This window comes from Nocardia sp. NPDC127579 (genome assembly GCF_042672005.1).
In the GTDB taxonomy this organism is placed as follows: Bacteria; Actinomycetota; Actinomycetes; order Mycobacteriales; family Mycobacteriaceae; genus Nocardia.
Genome location: NZ_JBHXVZ010000003.1, coordinates 466,765 through 482,148, shown reverse-complemented (window position 1 = coordinate 482,148; position 15,384 = coordinate 466,765). Strand labels below are relative to the sequence as shown.

At 68.2% G+C, this 15,384-nt stretch carries 9 protein-coding genes; 5 read left to right on the top strand and 4 right to left on the bottom strand.

Annotated elements, in window-relative coordinates; translation table 11 throughout:
- The first annotated feature begins 4 nt into the window (after positions 1–4).
- Together ACFVMC_RS14560 and ACFVMC_RS14555 are read left to right on the top strand one after the other, a co-directional pair.
- Complete coding sequence (locus ACFVMC_RS14560) at positions 5–1,105, top strand: SPFH domain-containing protein (protein WP_379210339.1); 1,101 nt, start codon at positions 5–7, stop codon at positions 1,103–1,105.
- 43 nt (positions 1,106–1,148) lie between these two features.
- Positions 1,149–1,541, top strand: a complete 393-nt coding sequence (locus tag ACFVMC_RS14555; RefSeq protein WP_379210337.1) for a cold-shock protein — start codon at positions 1,149–1,151, stop codon at positions 1,539–1,541.
- 16 nt (positions 1,542–1,557) lie between these two features.
- Here ACFVMC_RS14555 and ACFVMC_RS14550 read toward each other — a convergent pair whose 3' ends face one another.
- Positions 1,558–1,725, bottom strand: coding sequence for a hypothetical protein (locus ACFVMC_RS14550; RefSeq protein WP_379210336.1), 168 nt, complete (start codon positions 1,723–1,725; stop codon positions 1,558–1,560).
- A 184-nt stretch (positions 1,726–1,909) separates the two neighbouring features.
- Between ACFVMC_RS14550 and ACFVMC_RS14545 the strand changes: the two genes are divergently transcribed.
- Both ACFVMC_RS14545 and ACFVMC_RS14540 read left to right on the top strand, forming a co-directional pair.
- Positions 1,910–3,001 carry an ATP-dependent DNA ligase gene (locus ACFVMC_RS14545; protein WP_379210334.1) on the top strand — a complete coding sequence of 364 codons (1,092 nt, stop codon included), beginning with the start codon at positions 1,910–1,912 and terminating at the stop codon, positions 2,999–3,001.
- Positions 2,998–4,056, top strand: coding sequence for a DNA polymerase domain-containing protein (locus tag ACFVMC_RS14540; RefSeq protein ID WP_379210332.1), 1,059 nt, complete (start codon positions 2,998–3,000; stop codon positions 4,054–4,056). Before ACFVMC_RS14545 ends, ACFVMC_RS14540 begins: the two co-directional genes overlap by 4 nt.
- Here ACFVMC_RS14540 and ACFVMC_RS14535 read toward each other — a convergent pair.
- Positions 4,053–4,772, bottom strand: a complete 720-nt coding sequence (locus tag ACFVMC_RS14535; RefSeq protein ID WP_379210330.1) for a hypothetical protein — start codon at positions 4,770–4,772, stop codon at positions 4,053–4,055. The two genes, ACFVMC_RS14540 and ACFVMC_RS14535, sit on opposite strands and share 4 nt — an antisense overlap.
- A gap of 218 nt (positions 4,773–4,990) precedes the next feature.
- Between ACFVMC_RS14535 and ACFVMC_RS14530 the strand changes: the two genes are divergently transcribed.
- The gene (locus tag ACFVMC_RS14530; protein ID WP_379210328.1) at positions 4,991–5,344 is read left to right on the top strand and encodes a hypothetical protein; all 354 of its coding nucleotides are present in this window, start codon (positions 4,991–4,993) and stop codon (positions 5,342–5,344) included.
- 1 nt (position 5,345) lies between these two features.
- Here ACFVMC_RS14530 and ACFVMC_RS14525 read toward each other — a convergent pair whose 3' ends face one another.
- Positions 5,346–5,999, bottom strand: a complete 654-nt coding sequence (locus ACFVMC_RS14525; protein WP_379210587.1) for a TetR/AcrR family transcriptional regulator — start codon at positions 5,997–5,999, stop codon at positions 5,346–5,348.
- Positions 6,000–6,090: 91 nt separating this feature from the next.
- The gene (locus ACFVMC_RS14520; protein WP_379210327.1) at positions 6,091–15,210 is read right to left on the bottom strand and encodes an amino acid adenylation domain-containing protein; all 9,120 of its coding nucleotides are present in this window, start codon (positions 15,208–15,210) and stop codon (positions 6,091–6,093) included.
- Positions 15,211–15,384 lie beyond the last annotated feature (174 nt).

Here is a 15,384-nt window from a genome sequence, read left to right as displayed (position 1 = left end):
TTGGGTGCTGGGCTATCACGTGCCGGATCCGGATGAGGCGATGCTGGTCAGCGGCGCCAAAGTCAAGGACAACGCGCCGTTCAGGGTGATCATCGGGCGCGGCGCCTGGGTGATCCCGCTGTTCCGCAAGGTGCGGTATCTGTCGCTGGCCATGTTCGAATCCGAGATCAAGGAACGCTGCGTCACCAAGCAGGCGATCCAGCTCGATGTGCGCGCGGTGATCGCGTTCAAGGTCGCCAACGACACGCAGTCGATCGTCAACGCGGCGCAGCGCTTCCTATCCGAGCAGGAACAGGAGATGTCGGTGCTGACCGGCCGGATCTTCTCCGGCCACCTGCGCTCGATCGTCGGCTCGATGACGGTCGAGGAGATCATCCGGGAACGGCAGAAGCTGGCCGACGAGGTGCTGGTCGCCTCGAAGGTGGAGATGAGCAATATCGGCCTGTGGGTGGACTCGTTCCAGATCCAGTCGATCGACGACGGCAATCTCGGCTATATCAACGCCCTGGCCGCGCCGCACAATGCCGCCGTGCAGCGCGACGCGCAGATCGCGCAGGCGCAGGCCGCGCAGCGGGCCGCCGAGGCCGAGCAGGAGTCGCTGCGCCGGCAGGCCGAATACACCCGGGAGACCGCGGTGCTCAAAGCGCAGTACCAGCGCGATATCGACAAGGCGAATGCCGAAGCAGCACAGGCGGGTCCGCTGGCCGAGGCGATCGCCCTGCAAGAGGTGCTCACCGCCAAGGCCGAGCAGGCGCGCAAGGAGGCGAACCTGCGCGAACAGCAACTCCAGGCCGAGATCGTGAAGCCCGCCGAAGCCGAGGCCGAGCGGGTCCGCATTCTGGCGGTGGCCGAGGCCGACCGCACCCGGATCCAGGCCGAGGCCGCCGCGTCGAACAACCGCATCGCGCTGGATCAGTTGCTCATCGAACAGCTGCCGGAGATTGTCAAGCAGGCCTCGGTCGGCCTGTCCAACGCGAATCTGACGGTCCTGAACGGGCCGGACGGCGTCAGCGAAATGGTGAACGGAATGGTCGGTCAGGGGTTGACCGTCTTCAACTCGCTGCAAAAGGCGCTTTCGACTAACGACGAGGACAAACGGAGCTAAGGTGTCCGGGTAGTTCACGGCGCGGCGAGGAGCGGGTGTATTGGTGTCCATCGGGAAATTGGTGTCGTTCGACAGTTCTCGGGGCTTCGGGTTCATTCGGCCGGAGGACGGCGGCCCGGATGTGTTCGTGCATGTGAACGACATCGGCTTGGACGAGGACGAACTGCGCCAGGGCCGGGTATTCGAATTCGATGTCACCGAGGGTGACCGGGGGCCGAAGGCGATCAATCTGAGCGCCGTCGGCGGCCCGTCGAATACCCCCGCTCCCCGCCACAAGAAGGACCGCGCGGCCACCGGGGGTCTGACTGTCGCCGAACACAAGCGCCTGATCACCGAGCTGCTGCTGGATGCCTCCCCGGCTCTGACCGCGGGGGAGATCCTGACCATCCGGGATCGATTGACCGCCTTCGCCGATCAGCACGGCTGGCTGGATTGAGCCGTGCCGATCGGGGTCAGTGCGAGGTAGCGGCGTTGGCCGCCCGTGAGTAGGCCTGCCGTTCGGCGGCGCGCTGATCGGCCTGTCGTTTCTTGAAGAATTTCGTGGCCGCCGCCGCGATGCCGGTGACCGCCAGGGTGCGCAGCATTCGGCTCGCCATTCCCTGCTTCCGGTGCGATGCCATACCGAACCACCTTCCTGTCGGACGTGTGCTGGTGCCATGCCGTGGTCCAGGGTAGCCACGTTCCCGGTCGGCGACCATTGCTCCTGCCAGGGTGCTGTTTCTCGAATTAGCCCGGTGATCGCGGGCGCGGTGTCGTACCCGGCACTTACGATCGAGCCAACGCACCGAACCCGAGGAGGAGCGCGTGGACCTGCCGGTGATGCCCCCTGTGAAACCGATGCTGTCCAAGTCGGCGCCGTCGGTGCCGCCCGGCCCGGGGTTCAGTTACGAGCCGAAATGGGACGGTTTCCGCTGCATCGTGTTCCGCGACGGTGACGAGGTCGAACTCGGATCCCGCAACGATCGCCCGCTGACCCGCTATTTCCCCGAGGTCGCCGAACTGCTGAAGCAGGCATTACCGGATAAATGCGTGGTCGACGGCGAAATCGTGGTCGTCACCGAAGAGGGTCTCGATTTCGACACCTTGCAGAATCGGCTGCATCCGGCGGCGTCGCGGGTGGCCAAGCTCGCGGTCGAGACACCCGCCAGTTTCGTCGCCTTCGACCTGCTCGCCCTGGGCGGCGACGATCTCACCGGTAAGCCTTTCCGGGAGCGCCGGCGGCTGCTGGAGACGATCCTGGACACCGAGCCGGCGCGCGTGCACCTGACCCCGATCACCCAGGATCCCGACCTCGCCCGGGATTGGTTCACCCGATTCGAGGGGGCGGGCTTCGACGGTGTCATGGTCAAGGGCGACGACGAGCCCTACCAGCAGGACAAACGGGTGATGCTCAAGGTCAAGCACGAGCGCACCGCCGACTGTGTGGTCGCCGGTTTCCGCTGGCACAAGGACGGCGAGGGCGTCGGTTCGCTGCTGCTGGGCCTCTACGACGAGCAGGGCAGCCTGCATCACGTCGGGGTGGCGAGCAGTTTCACCAAGGCCCGGCGCGCGGAACTCGTCGACGAGCTGAAACCGTTGCGCGAGAACGCCTTGGCGAATCATCCGTGGAAGCAGTGGGCCGATATGGCGGCCCAGGCCAAGTCCGACGGCAAGATGCCCGGGGGAGTGAGCCGCTGGACCGGCGGCAAGGATCTGTCCTGGGAGGCGCTGCGCACGGAACTGGTCGCGGAGGTCCGCTACGAGCACGTACAGTCCGGGCGACTGCGCCACGGCGGGCGCCTGGTCCGCTTCCGCACCGACCGCACGCCGGAATCCTGTACCTACGCCCAGCTCGAGGAGGTCGCGCCGGCCGAGTTGAGCGCCATCTTCACCGAGGCTCGGAAGGCACAGCGATGAGCGCGTCGGTGGAACTCGAGGTCGACGGGCGCACCGTCGCGATCAGTAATCCCGACAAGGTGTACTTCAGCAAACGCGGCGAGACGAAATTGGATCTGGTCCGCTACTACCAGGCGGTCGCCGAGCCGTTTCTCGGCGTGGTGCGCGACCGGCCGCTGCTGCTGGAACGTTACCCCGACGGCGCGTCCGGCAAATCCTGGTTCCAGAAGCGCGTGCCCAAGACGGCGCCCGGCTGGTTGCACACGGTGGAGGTGTCCACACCCAACGGCACCACCAGCGACGCGCTGGTCGCCCACGATCTCGCGCACATCCTGTGGGCGGTGAACCAGGGCTGCCTGGGTTTTCACGTCTGGCCCACGCACGCCGAGGCCGCTGCCCGCAGCACCGCGCCACCGGTATTCGATGCCGCCGGCACCGAGTTGCCGCCCACCGGCGTCACCGACGAGCTGCGCATCGATCTCGATCCCTCACCCGGCATCACCCTCGAGGATCTGAAGTACGCCGCGGTCAGCACGCGCGAGCTGTGTGCCGAACTCGGCATCGACACCCGGGTGAAGACCTCGGGTTCGCGCGGCCTGCACATCTACGCCCTGCTGGAACCGAATTGGGACGGCTACCAGGTGCGCGCCGCGGCGGTCGCGCTGGCCCGCGAACTCGAGCGGCGTCATCCCGAGCGGATCACCGCGGCCTGGTGGAAAGAGGAGCGCGGCAACCGTGTCTTCGTCGATTTCAACCAGAACGCCCCGCACCGAACGGTTTTCGGCGCGTGGTGCGTGCGGCCGAAGGTCGGCGCCCAGGTGTCCACGCCGCTGGCCTGGGACGATCTGGACGGTGTGGTGCCCGAGGAGTTGACCATCGCGACGGTGCCCGCCCGCCTGGGCGAGCGCGGCGATCCGTGGGCCGATCGGACCCCGCAGTCGCTCGCGCCGCTGCTCGAGCTGTCGGAGCGGGATCTGGCGGCCGGGCTGATGGACGCGCCGTGGCCGCCGGTGTATCCGAAGATGCCGAACGAACCGCCCCGGGTGCAGCCCAGCAAGGCGAAGAAGGGGTCCTAGGTGGTCCAGGGTGCCCAGGCGCCGCTCTCGCAGACCAGCGCACGGCCCTCGGCGGTGCGGCCGGTCTTGGCGATGGACGGGTCGCAGGCCTCGTCCTCGGTGTAGCGGCCGGTGCCCACGTTGTACGGGCCGGTCCATTCGTGCTTGTCCGATTTCGACAGGCACAGCAGCGTGCCGCCGTCGGCGGCGGAGCCGATCAAGCCGGCCTGGGCCGCGGTGCAGGCCGAGCCTTTGCGGACCACCGCGGGTGTGGTCGGGGCGCTGGTCGTGGTGGTGGGTTCGGCGGTGGGTTGGGCCGCCGTGCTCTGCGGCACGGCGCTGCCCTGCGTCACGGGCTGGGCCGCGACGCTGGTCTCGGTCTTGTTCACCAAGTCCTGCAAGGTGTTTCCGGACATGAGCACCAGCGCGGCAACTGCCCCGGCCTCGGCGACGCCGAGTACCAGCGCCAGCGTCGCCATGCTTTTGCCCTTGGGGTGCGAGTAGGCGATCAGCCCGAAGACGATCGCCACCGGAAAGAGCGCGAGCAGCGCCGCGACCAGTGCGACGATCGCGTACGGGTTGACGATCGGCCGACGTTCCTCGCCGAATTCCAGATCTTCCGATGGCACCTGTGGCCAGCGCTGGTCGCCGCGCTCGGGCGCACGTTCGCCCCAGCGGTCATCCTCCGGTAGCTCTTGCCGCCGCCGCTCGCGCTGCCACTCCTGTGTGCGTGCCATCAAGGCCCCTCTCGCATGAACCTTTCGCGCAGGTGCCTCGGGTCAAACCGAACCCCGCCCCGATATCCGCTCCACAATAAGGGCCCGGGGCAGCGACTTCACGGGTAAGTGCGAAATAGCGAAAGCGGATGGGTCCGGCGGGAGGCTGGCGCGGCGCTTGCGACCGGGCCTAAGCTGGTTCATGCCGACGATTTGCTGATATTCCGCAGGAGGATCCGATGGTTGGCATCAGCAGGAAAGAAAACGACGAGAAATCGCTGTGGCACGCCCGCGTCGGTGATTTCCTGGGCGATAACCACAAGATCCCAGGTGTCATTCTCTGCGCCCTGGGCATCGTGGCCGTCGCACTGACACTCACTGCGGCCGGGTACGGCTACGAAGGCTGGGCGATCATCTGTGGCATCACCGCGGCCGCGCTGTGGCTCACCGGAATCGCGGTGGTGAGTTTCGAGCATCGCGGGCACGGTCGCATGGACATCGAGCACGGCCGGCTGAGCGAAGCGGGCGAACCGGTGCACGCGATGCATTTCGGGCACCTGCACTCGCCGTGGCACCGACGCTCGCTGCGGTAGGTCAGGTGCGATCGACCTTGGGCATCGTCTCGGTGACCAAGGTCATCAGCATGTCCGTCAGCAGCCGGTACACCTGGTCGCGGTCCAGGGTGCCGCGCACGATCCATTCCCGCCCAGCCACTTTCACCAATCCGCCGTAGGCGCGCACCAGCGCCTGCAATTGCGCACTGTGTGCCGACTCGGCCAATCCGACCATGACGAGCATGCGTTCGGCGGCCGCGTCGTCGGCCTCGTCCAGGATCTGCTGGACCTCGGGGTCGTTGCCGACGCCCTCGTGACTGGTCACCTTCACCCAGGTGCTGCCGTGCTCGGAGATGGTGTCCAGCAGCCAGCGCACGCTCGCCTCGACCCGTTCGCGGTCGGTACCGGTGGGCACGGCCAGCGCGTCCGGACGCGGCAGGGTGACCATGCGGCGCACCACCGCGAGATACAGATCCCGTTTGTTGCCGAAGTAGTGGTTGATCAGCCCGCGCGCGACACCGGCGCGCTGGGCCAATTCTGCGGTCGACACCGCGGCGTAGGGACGCTCGCCGAACATGTCGATGGCGCAGGCCAGAATCTGCGCGCGCCGCTCGTCGGGTTCGAGGCGGCGACGGCGCGACGCGGCGGCGGTGCCGTTGGACGACACCGCCAGCCGTCCTGGCTTCGATCCGATCACGGCCCTAGCCTATCCGGCTACCGTCACGGCAACCCCGACAAGCCCGTCCTGATCGGGACGGTGCGACCGGCTGCTCCCGAGTTGCCGTTCACGCGCGCTGACGCCAGTACTCGCTCAGCACGGAGCCGATTCTCGCCAGGGCGGCGTGGTCGGTCATCCGCCAGTGCGTCACCGGCAGCGGGTGATCGTGGATCGTGCCGGCCACCGCGCCAGCCCAACTCGCGGCTCCGGAGTTGCCCGCCGGAGCGGTTTCGGTCGCTGTGAAGTACACGAGGTCGCCCCGGAACCGCGCGGCCTGGTATCCCACGGTCAGCTGCGTCATCTCGACGTTCGCCCGCACGAAACGGGCGATCCGCTCGGCTCCGAGCGAGCCGAACGGCTCCGGCAGATCAGCCAGTCGTGCGGCGATGGTCGAGAGGTCCGCGCTGTCGTCGAGCGCCATCGCGGTCGCCGCGTCGCCGAGCAGCCCACCCAGCAGTTCTCGAAGCGGAAAGGCACCGGTGTCCGCCGTGCTCTCGGTTCGGAGATGGCTGTCCATCATCGCGAGCAGACCCACCTGCTCCCCGGCCTCCTGCAACTGAACGGCCATGGTGTGGGCCAGTGCACCGCCGAGCGACCAGCCGAGCAGATGGTAGGGGCCGGTCGGCTGCACGGCGCGGATCTCGGCGACATAGAGCCGTGCCCACTCCTCGATCGATTCGGGTAGTGCCGCCTCCGACAGTGCCGGTGACTGGAGCCCGTAGAGGGGGCGATCGGCGTCCACGTGCGCGGCCAGTCCCGCGAACGACCAGGCGATGCCGCCGAAGGGGTGCACGCAGAACAGTGGCTCGGCCGAACCGGCCGGACGCAACGGAAGCAGCATGTCGAAGGCGGCCTCCGGTGCGACCCGGCCCGCGTGCCGGTCGGCGAGTCGGTCCGCCAGCGCACCCGGTGTCGGTGCGGTGAACAACCACAGCATCGGGACCTTCTCGTGCAGTTCGCTGCTCAGCCGCGCCGCCGCGCGGGCGGCCAGCAGTGAATTGCCGCCGAGTTCGAAGAACGAATCGTCCAGTCCCATCCGTTCGACGCCCAGCAGGTCGGCGAACACACCGGCCACGATCCGCTCTACCGGTGTCACGGGTGCTCGGAACTCCCGCGCCTCGAACACCGGCTCCGGCAGCGCGGTCCGGTCCAGCTTGCCGGAGGAGTTGAGCGGGAATTCGTCCAGCACCGTCACTGTCGAAGGCACCATGTACGCGGGCAACCGGTCCGCGGTGAACCGGATCAGCTCCGCCGGATCGACGGCCGGACCCGGCGTGTGCACCACATACGCCACCAACCGCTGGCCGGTCGCGGTCTCTAGCACCGATGCCGCCGCCTGCGATACGGCCGGATGCTCCAGCAGCAGCGCCTCGATCTCGCCGAGCTCGAGGCGCTGGCCACGCAGCTTCACTTGGAAATCGGTACGGCCGATGTACTCCAGGACACCGCGTGCCCCGTTGCCGTCATTCGGCAGCCAGCGCACCAGATCGCCGGTCCGATACATCCGCTCCCCGGCGGCGCCGAACGGATCGGCCACGAACCGATCCGCCGTCAGATCCGGCCGCCCGCGGTATTCGCGCGCCAGCTGCCGCCCGGCCAGATACAACTCGCCGGGCACGCCCACCGGGGCCGGCCGCATCGACGTGTCCAGCACGTACGCTCGCGAATTCCACACGGGCGCACCGATCGGCACCGAACCCGGCTCGACCTCCTGCACCCGCCATGACGTCGCGATGACGGTGAACTCGGTCGGACCGTAGGTGTTGTGGACCACCGCGTCCGACAACCGGCGGAAGGCCGCGACCGTCGCCGGTGGCAGTACCTCACCGCCGGGGAAAACCGCGCGCAGCGAACGGAATTCGGCGGGCGTGGCGACAGCGGCGAGCACCGACATCGCCGCCGGTACGGTGTCCAGCACGGTCACCTGGTGCCGATCGATCAGTTCGGCCTGTTGCCTGGGGTCGCGGTGGCTGTCGGCCGCGCCGATGATCAGCCGAGCGCCGGTCATCAAGGGCGTGAACAGCTCCCACACCGACGGGTCGAAGGTGAACGGCGTCTTCTGCAACATCACGTCGGTGTCGTCGAACCCGAATTCGCCGATCATCCAGCTCATCTGGTTGACCAGCGCGGCATGCCCGACAGCGACGCCCTTCGGCCGGCCGGTCGAGCCCGAGGTGTAGATGACGTAGGCAGTGTTGTCCGCGCGCAACGGCGCGAGGCGATCCGCGTTCGTCACCGGAGCGTCGGAGCAGGCGGACACGTCCACCGTGTCGATATCCACCCGGAGCACCGACTCCGGCCACTCCAGCGCGTCGGCGGACGTGCTGAGCGCGACCAGCGGCCGCGCGGTGCCGAGAATGTGGGTGACGCGCTCGACCGGATGATCCGGATCGATCGGCACGTATGCGCCACCGGCGGTCAGCACGGCGTACACCGCGATCACGGTATCGAGCGAACGGCGGATACCGACCGCCACCAGCACCTCTGGGCCCACACCGATGTCGATGAGCCGACGAGCCAGCCGGTTGACCCGCGCGGAGAACTGGGCATAGGTCAACTGCCGCACCGCCGCACCGTCACCCGGATCCGACACCAGCGCGACAGCGTCCGGCCGCGACCGCGCCTGCGCCTGGAACCGATCCAGCACGCTCACGAGTTCCGGTACGTCGTGCGCGGTCCGGTTCCACTCTCGCAGCACCAGCGCCCGCTCGCCGGTATCGAGCAGATCGATATCACGGACCCGCCGGTGCGGATCGGCGGCGATCGACTCCAGCACCCGCAGATATCGGTCGGCGAGCCGCGTGATCGTGGCGGCGTCGAATATGTCTGTGGCATAGCCGAAGCCGATATTCAGCCCGCCCAGGGTGCGGTCCGCGTGCACGACGGGCTCGAATTCGACGGTCAGGTCGACCTTCGCCGCCGCCGTGCCCTGGTGCGTGCCCGCGATCGTCAGTCCGGGCAGCTCGAGTCGTGCGGCTTCGGTGTTCTGGAAGGCGAGCAGCACCCCGAACAGTGGATTCTGCCGACCGTTCCGGTCGGTCACGATCTCGTCGACGACTCGGTCGAACGAGATATCGGCATTGTCGAAGGCGGCCAGATCGGTCTCGCGGACCTGATCGACCAGCGCGTCGAAACCGATCGCGCCGTCGACCTCGGTACGCAGCAGCAGCGTGTTGACGAACATGCCCACCAGATCGTCCAGCGCGCCCGCGCCGCGGCCCGCGACCGGCGTGCCGATCGCCACGTCGGTGCGACCGCAGGCCCCGGCCAGCACCACCGCGAGTGCCGCGTGCACCACCATGAACAGCGTCGCGTTCCGTTCGCGCGCAAGGTGTTCCAGCGCTCGGTGCACCGGCTCGGGCACCGACAGCCGGAATGCCGCGCCGCGCATGGACGGCTCCGGCGGATGCGGGCGATCCTGCGGCAGCCCCGGCAGTGGCGAGAATCCTGTCAACTGGTTGCGCCAGTACGCCAATTGTGTTGCGGCGAGGGAGGTTCGGTCCGACTCGTCGCCGAGCGCCCGGTGCTGCCACAGTGTGTAGTCGGCGTACTGGATCTCGAGCGGCGCCCAGGCAGGCGCGCTGCCGGTGCTGCGCGCGACATAGGCCGTCACGAGATCGCGCGCGAACGGAGCCTGCGAGGATCCGTCGGCGGCGATGTGGTGCACCACCAGGACGAGCAGGTGTTCCCGATCGCCGGGCGTCGCGCCGTCCTCGCCGGTGAACAGCGCCGCACGCACCGGAACCTGCTGTGTCACATCGAATCCGGCGGACATGAGCGCGGTGGCCTCGGTCAGCGGGTCGGCGGCCGAACGAACCTCGAGGCCACCCGGCACCGCCGCCGCGGCCGAAAGGATCTCCTGATACGGCAGGCCGGTGGAACCATCGGTCGGATACCGGGTACGCAGTGACTCGTGCCGCTCCAACACGTCGCCGAACGCCGCGCGCAAGGCGTCCACATCCAAGGAACCGGTCAGCCGCAACGCCAGCGGGATGTTGTAGGCGGGAGATTCGGGATCGAGCTGGTTCAGCGTCCACATCGGCAACTGAGCCGACGAGAGTGGCAGCCGCTCCGGGCGGGCGACCGCCACCAGCTTCGATCGTGCGGCCCCGACGGCTCCCGAGACGAGCCGGTCGGCCAGCGCGGCAACGGTGGGAGCCTCGAACAGGACGCGCACCGCGAGGCTCCCCTCGACGGCCTCGCCGATGCGCGCCGCCACCCGGGCGGCCAGCAGCGAGTTGCCGCCGAGGGCGAAGAAGTCATCGTCCAGACCTACTCGGTCCACGCCGAGCAGATCCGCGAAGACACCGGCGACGATCTCCTGCTTCGGTGTCACGGGGGCTCGGAATCGACGTAGTTCGAGCACGGGTGCGGGTAGTGCCTTGCGATCGAGCTTGCCGTTGACCGTCAACGGCAACGCCTCCAGCGTCATCAGCACCGAGGGCACCATATACGCGGGCAGGGTCTGCGAGAGCTGTGCCCGCACTAGTTCGGTATCGACCGGACCGGCCGCGGGCACCACATACCCGACCAGCTGATCGCTGACCCGGCTATCGGAACGGACGATGACGGCGGCCTGGGCGACCTCGTCCAGCGCCAGCAACGCGGCCTCGATCTCGCCGAGCTCGATACGGAAACCACGCACCTTCACCTGATCATCGGCACGCCCCAGATGCTCCAACTCACCCCGGGCATTCCAGCGCGCCAAGTCACCGGAACGGTACAGCCTGGAACCCGCGGCACCGAACGGATTCGCCACGAACCGGGCCGCCGACAGATCCGCGCGACCGAGGTAACCATCGGTCACTTGCGGTCCCGCGACATACATTTCCCCCGCGACACCGACCGGCACCGGGTGCAGGCGGGTATCGAGGACATACACCGACAAACCGGCGATGGCCCGGCCGATCACCGAACCCGTTGCGGTGGTGACGGTTTCGAGATCGAGGACCCGATGCGTGACATGCACGGTGGTCTCGGTGATGCCGTACATGTTCACCAGACGCGGACCGGCCGAACCGTGCGAGCCGTCACCGTGGCGGGTCATCCAGTCGGCCAGTCGGCCCAGATCCAGTGCCTCACCACCGAAGACCACGTACCGCAACGCCAACGGTGCCGCGGTGCCGGCATTGCGGTCGGCCTCGGCGAGTTGGTAGAACGCCGAGGGGGTCTGGTTGAGGACCGTCACCTGTTCGCGGCGCAGCAGCTCGAGGAACTGCTCGGGCGAACGGGAGACGAAGTAGTCCACGACGACCACGGTGCCGCCGTAGAGCAGCGCGCCCCACAGTTCCCAGACCGAGAAGTCGAAAGCGCTGGAGTGGAACATGGTCCACACATCACCCGGGCCGAAACCGAACTCGCGATCGGTGTTGGCGAACAGCCGCACCACATTCCGGTGCGAGACCACCACGCCCTTCGGGCGTCCGGTCGAGCCGGAGGTGTAGATCACGTAGGCGGTATCGGAAGCACGCAGCGGTCTCGGACGGTCGGCGGCGCTGATCGGCTCGCCGGTCTCGGCGCCGAGGTCCTCCACCGAGGTCACCGTCACGCCGTCGGGCAGATCCACGTCCACGCTGCCGTCGACGACCACGCCCGCGGGCGTGGAATCGGCGAGCACATAGGCGATCCGGTCGGCGGGATAGGCCGGATCGATCGGCACGTACCCCGCACCGGTCTTGACCACCGCCAGCAAGGCAACCACCAGATCCAGCGACCGCGGCAGGACCACCGCAACCAACCGGCCCGGCCCCGCGCCCTGCGCGATCAACGTGCGCGCCAGACGATTCGCGCGCTGATCCAGTTCGGCATAGGTCAGGGCTTCGTCACCGAATTTCACCGCGACCCGGTCGCCGTGCGCGCCGACCACGGCATCCATCAGATTCGGCAACGTCACCTCGCGATCCGCGAAAATCCCGGTGCCACCGTCGATTCCAGACGACACCCAGCGCCGCGTGACATCGGTGCGCTCGGCCGCGCCCAGCAGATCGATATCACGCACCCGTCGTTGCGGATCGGCGGCGATCGACTCCAGCACCCGCCGATAGCGGTCGGCGAAACCCGCGACCGTTCCGGCGTCGAATATGTCTGTCGCGTAGGACAATCCGACGTCCAAGCCGCCTGTGTCGGGCACCCCGGCGATGCCTGTGACCGCTCGGATCGTCACCGACAGGTCGACTTTCTCGGTGGGGCTCTCGAGACCGAGACCCGATACCCGCAACCCCGGTAGTTCCAACGCGCCCTCGGGCATGTTGTGCAACGACAGCATCACCTGGAACAGCGGGTTCCGATTGAGGGAGCGCTCCGGCGCGAGCAGATGCACCAGCCGTTCGAAGGGAATGTCGCTGTGCGCGAACGCCTGCACGTCGGTGTCGCGGGTGGCGGCGAGCAGCTCGGCGACGGTGTGATCACCGCGAATCCTGGTGCGCAGCACCAGGGTATTGACGAACATGCCGATCAGATCGTCCAGCTCGGCCTCGCCACGCCCGGCCATCGGAGTGCCGATCGCGATGTCGTCGGTACCCGACATACCCGCGAGCAGCACGGCGAGCGCGGCGTGCAGCACCATGAACAGCGAGCACTGCTGTTCTCGGGCGAGCTCCTGCAAACGCTGATGCAGCGTTGCCTCGATCGGGAACGCCAGCCGAGCGCCGGCGAACGACTGGGTGTTCGGGCGCGGCCGGTCGAACGGCAGCGGCAGCTCTTCCGGAATCCCGGCCAGCGTCGCGCGCCAGAACTCGGCCTGTGCCGAGATCGGGCTCCGCGGATCGTCTTCCGAACCGAGCACGTCACGCTGCCAGATACTGAAGTCCGCGTACTGGACCGGCAGCGGCGTCCAGCCCGGCGCCGCACCGGCGGACCGGGCGAGATAGGCGGTCATCAGATCGGTGGTCAGCGGGCGCAGCGACCAGCCGTCGGCGGCGATGTGGTGTACCACGCAGGCCAGGACATGGTCGGTCTCGCCGATCCGAAAGGCACGCAACCGAATCGGCGGGGCCGCGGTCACGTCGAACGCGGTCGCGAAGGTCTCGAGGACGAGCGCGGGGATCTGTTCGGGTTCGGCCGCCAGCACCGGCAGGTCCAGCGCCGCGCGCGGATCGTCGACGGCGAGCACGGCTTGATATCCCTCGCCGTCGGCCTCGGGGTAGATGGTGCGCAGCACCTCGTGCCGCGCGAGGAGATCACGCGCCGCGGCGCGCAGCGCGTCCAGATCCAGTGGGCCGGATAGTCGCACCGCCATCGGGATGTTGTCGACCACGCTGTCGGGGTAGAACCGGTTCAGGAACCACATGCGCTGCTGGGCGTAGGACAGCGGAATCCGTTCCGGTCGCGGCATGGGTTCCAGGCGAAGCTGCCTCCCTGTGTCACCATCGGTGCTCGGTTCGGCGTGCTGTTCGATCTGCGCGGCCAGCTCGGCCACCCCGCTCGCCTCGAAGACCAGGTGCAGCGGTATCCGAGCGCCCAGCGCGGCGCCCAGCCGCGCCGCGACCTGGGTGGCCAGCAGCGAATTGCCGCCGAGTTCGAAGAAGTCGTCGTCGGCGCCGACGGGCGTGTCGTCGTCCGGGCGCAGGACGGCCGCGAAGACCTCGGCCACGATCCGTTCGGCCCTGGTGGCCGGGGCCCGGAACTCCCGCACCGCGAAAACGGGTTCGGGCAGCCGGTCTCGGTCCAGCTTGCCGACCGGGGTCAGCGGCAGCTCGTCGAGCACCGTGATCGAGACCGGAACCATGTAGGCGGGCAACGACTTCGAGACGAACGCCGTGAGGTCCGCCACCGTGAGGGTGACTCCCGGACCGGCCAGCACATACGACACCAAAGCTGTCGTCCCGGAGGGCAGGGCCCGGCCCAGCGTGACCGCGAACGCGACGTCCGGATGCGCGGACAGGGCGCCGTCGATCTCGCCCAGCTCGATCCGCAGACCGCGGATCTTCACCTGGAAATCCGAGCGGCCCAGAAATTCCAGCGAACCGTCCGGCCTCCGGCGTACCAGATCGCCCGAGCGATACATCCGGGTCCCGGACTGGCCCAGCTCGGCCGCGAACGGATTGGCCACGAACCGTCCGGCGCTGAGTTCCGGCCGCCCCAGGTATCCCTGTGCCAGACCCACCCCGGCCAGATACAGTTCGCCTGCCACGCCGCGCGGCACCATCCGCAGCCGCGAATCCAGGATCAGCGGAATGGATCCCTCGGTCACGACGCCCAGGGTCACCGGACCGCCCGCCGTCATCGGCCCGGTGGCGAGGAACACCGTCGTTTCGGTCGGGCCGTACGCGTTGAACACCACCCGGTGCTCCGCGGTCCAGCGATCCACCAGCGCCGGGCTCAAGGTGTCGGCCCCGCAGATCACGTAGCGCAGGTCGCGGTACTCGTCCGGCGGCACCGACTCCAGCGCACCCGGCGTGATCAGCAGATGGCTGACGCGCTCGCGTTTCAGCAACGCGCCCAGGGCCTCGCCACCGAAATCGGCCGGTGGCACGATCACCACGGTGGCGCCGGCCGCGAAGGCCGGCAGGAACTCCATGATCGAGAAATCGAAACTCGGTGAGCTGAGATGCGCCACCCGCGACGTCGCCGAAATGTTCCATTGCGCGGCCCCGGCCACCACTCTCGCGAAACCCTCGCTGTCGATCACCACCGCCTTGGGCCGTCCGGTCGAACCCGAGGTGTAGACGAAGTAGGCCGGATGCCGCACGGTCAGCGGGCGTAGGCGATCGCCGTACCAGAACGGGTGCGTCGGCTGAGCGGCCATCTGTCGCAGCACGGCCGGGTCATCCAATTCCAGCCACTGGATTCCCGCACCCAGCCCCGGACGATGCGCGGAGGTGGTGAGTCCGAGCACGGCCCCGGAATCGGCCAGCATGAACTCGATCCGGTCCTTCGGATACAGCGGGTCCACCGGCACGAACGCGGCACCGGTCCGGGCGAGCGCCCACACCGCGAGCACCGATTCGATACTGCGGGCGATCGCGATCGCGACGACATCCCCCGGGCCGATGCCCTGGCCGATCAACAGACGCGCCAATTGTGCCGATCGTTCGTCGAACTCCCGGTAGGTGAGTTCGCGGTCCTCGAAACGGACCGCCACGTTGTCCGCGGCCGATTTCGCCGCCGAGGTCAGCAGGTCTGCGAAGAGCGGAACCATCGGTCCCCGACGGCGGCCCGGCCGCCCGTCCCGACGCGCGTTCACCATGGCACTTCCTCACTCGGGCCGCCGCTACCACACCGCCCGCACTCACTGTTACACACCACCGGTCGCAGCCCGGCCGAGATACGTTACAACCGGCGGACTCGGTGTCTGATGGAGTGTTCTCGAGAGGTGGAAGGGCGCGCTGATCACCCGATTCGCCGCCAGAACCGGCTCGAG

Coding starts and splice junctions, on each gene's coding strand:
- ACFVMC_RS14550 (WP_379210336.1), bottom strand. CDS start 1,725: ATGGCATCGCACCGGAAGCAGGGAATGGCGAGCCGAATGCTGCGCACC.
- ACFVMC_RS14540 (WP_379210332.1), top strand. CDS start 2,998: ATGAGCGCGTCGGTGGAACTCGAGGTCGACGGGCGCACCGTCGCGATC.
- ACFVMC_RS14535 (WP_379210330.1), bottom strand. CDS start 4,772: ATGGCACGCACACAGGAGTGGCAGCGCGAGCGGCGGCGGCAAGAGCTA.
- ACFVMC_RS14530 (WP_379210328.1), top strand. CDS start 4,991: ATGGTTGGCATCAGCAGGAAAGAAAACGACGAGAAATCGCTGTGGCAC.
- ACFVMC_RS14520 (WP_379210327.1), bottom strand. CDS start 15,210: ATGGTGAACGCGCGTCGGGACGGGCGGCCGGGCCGCCGTCGGGGACCG.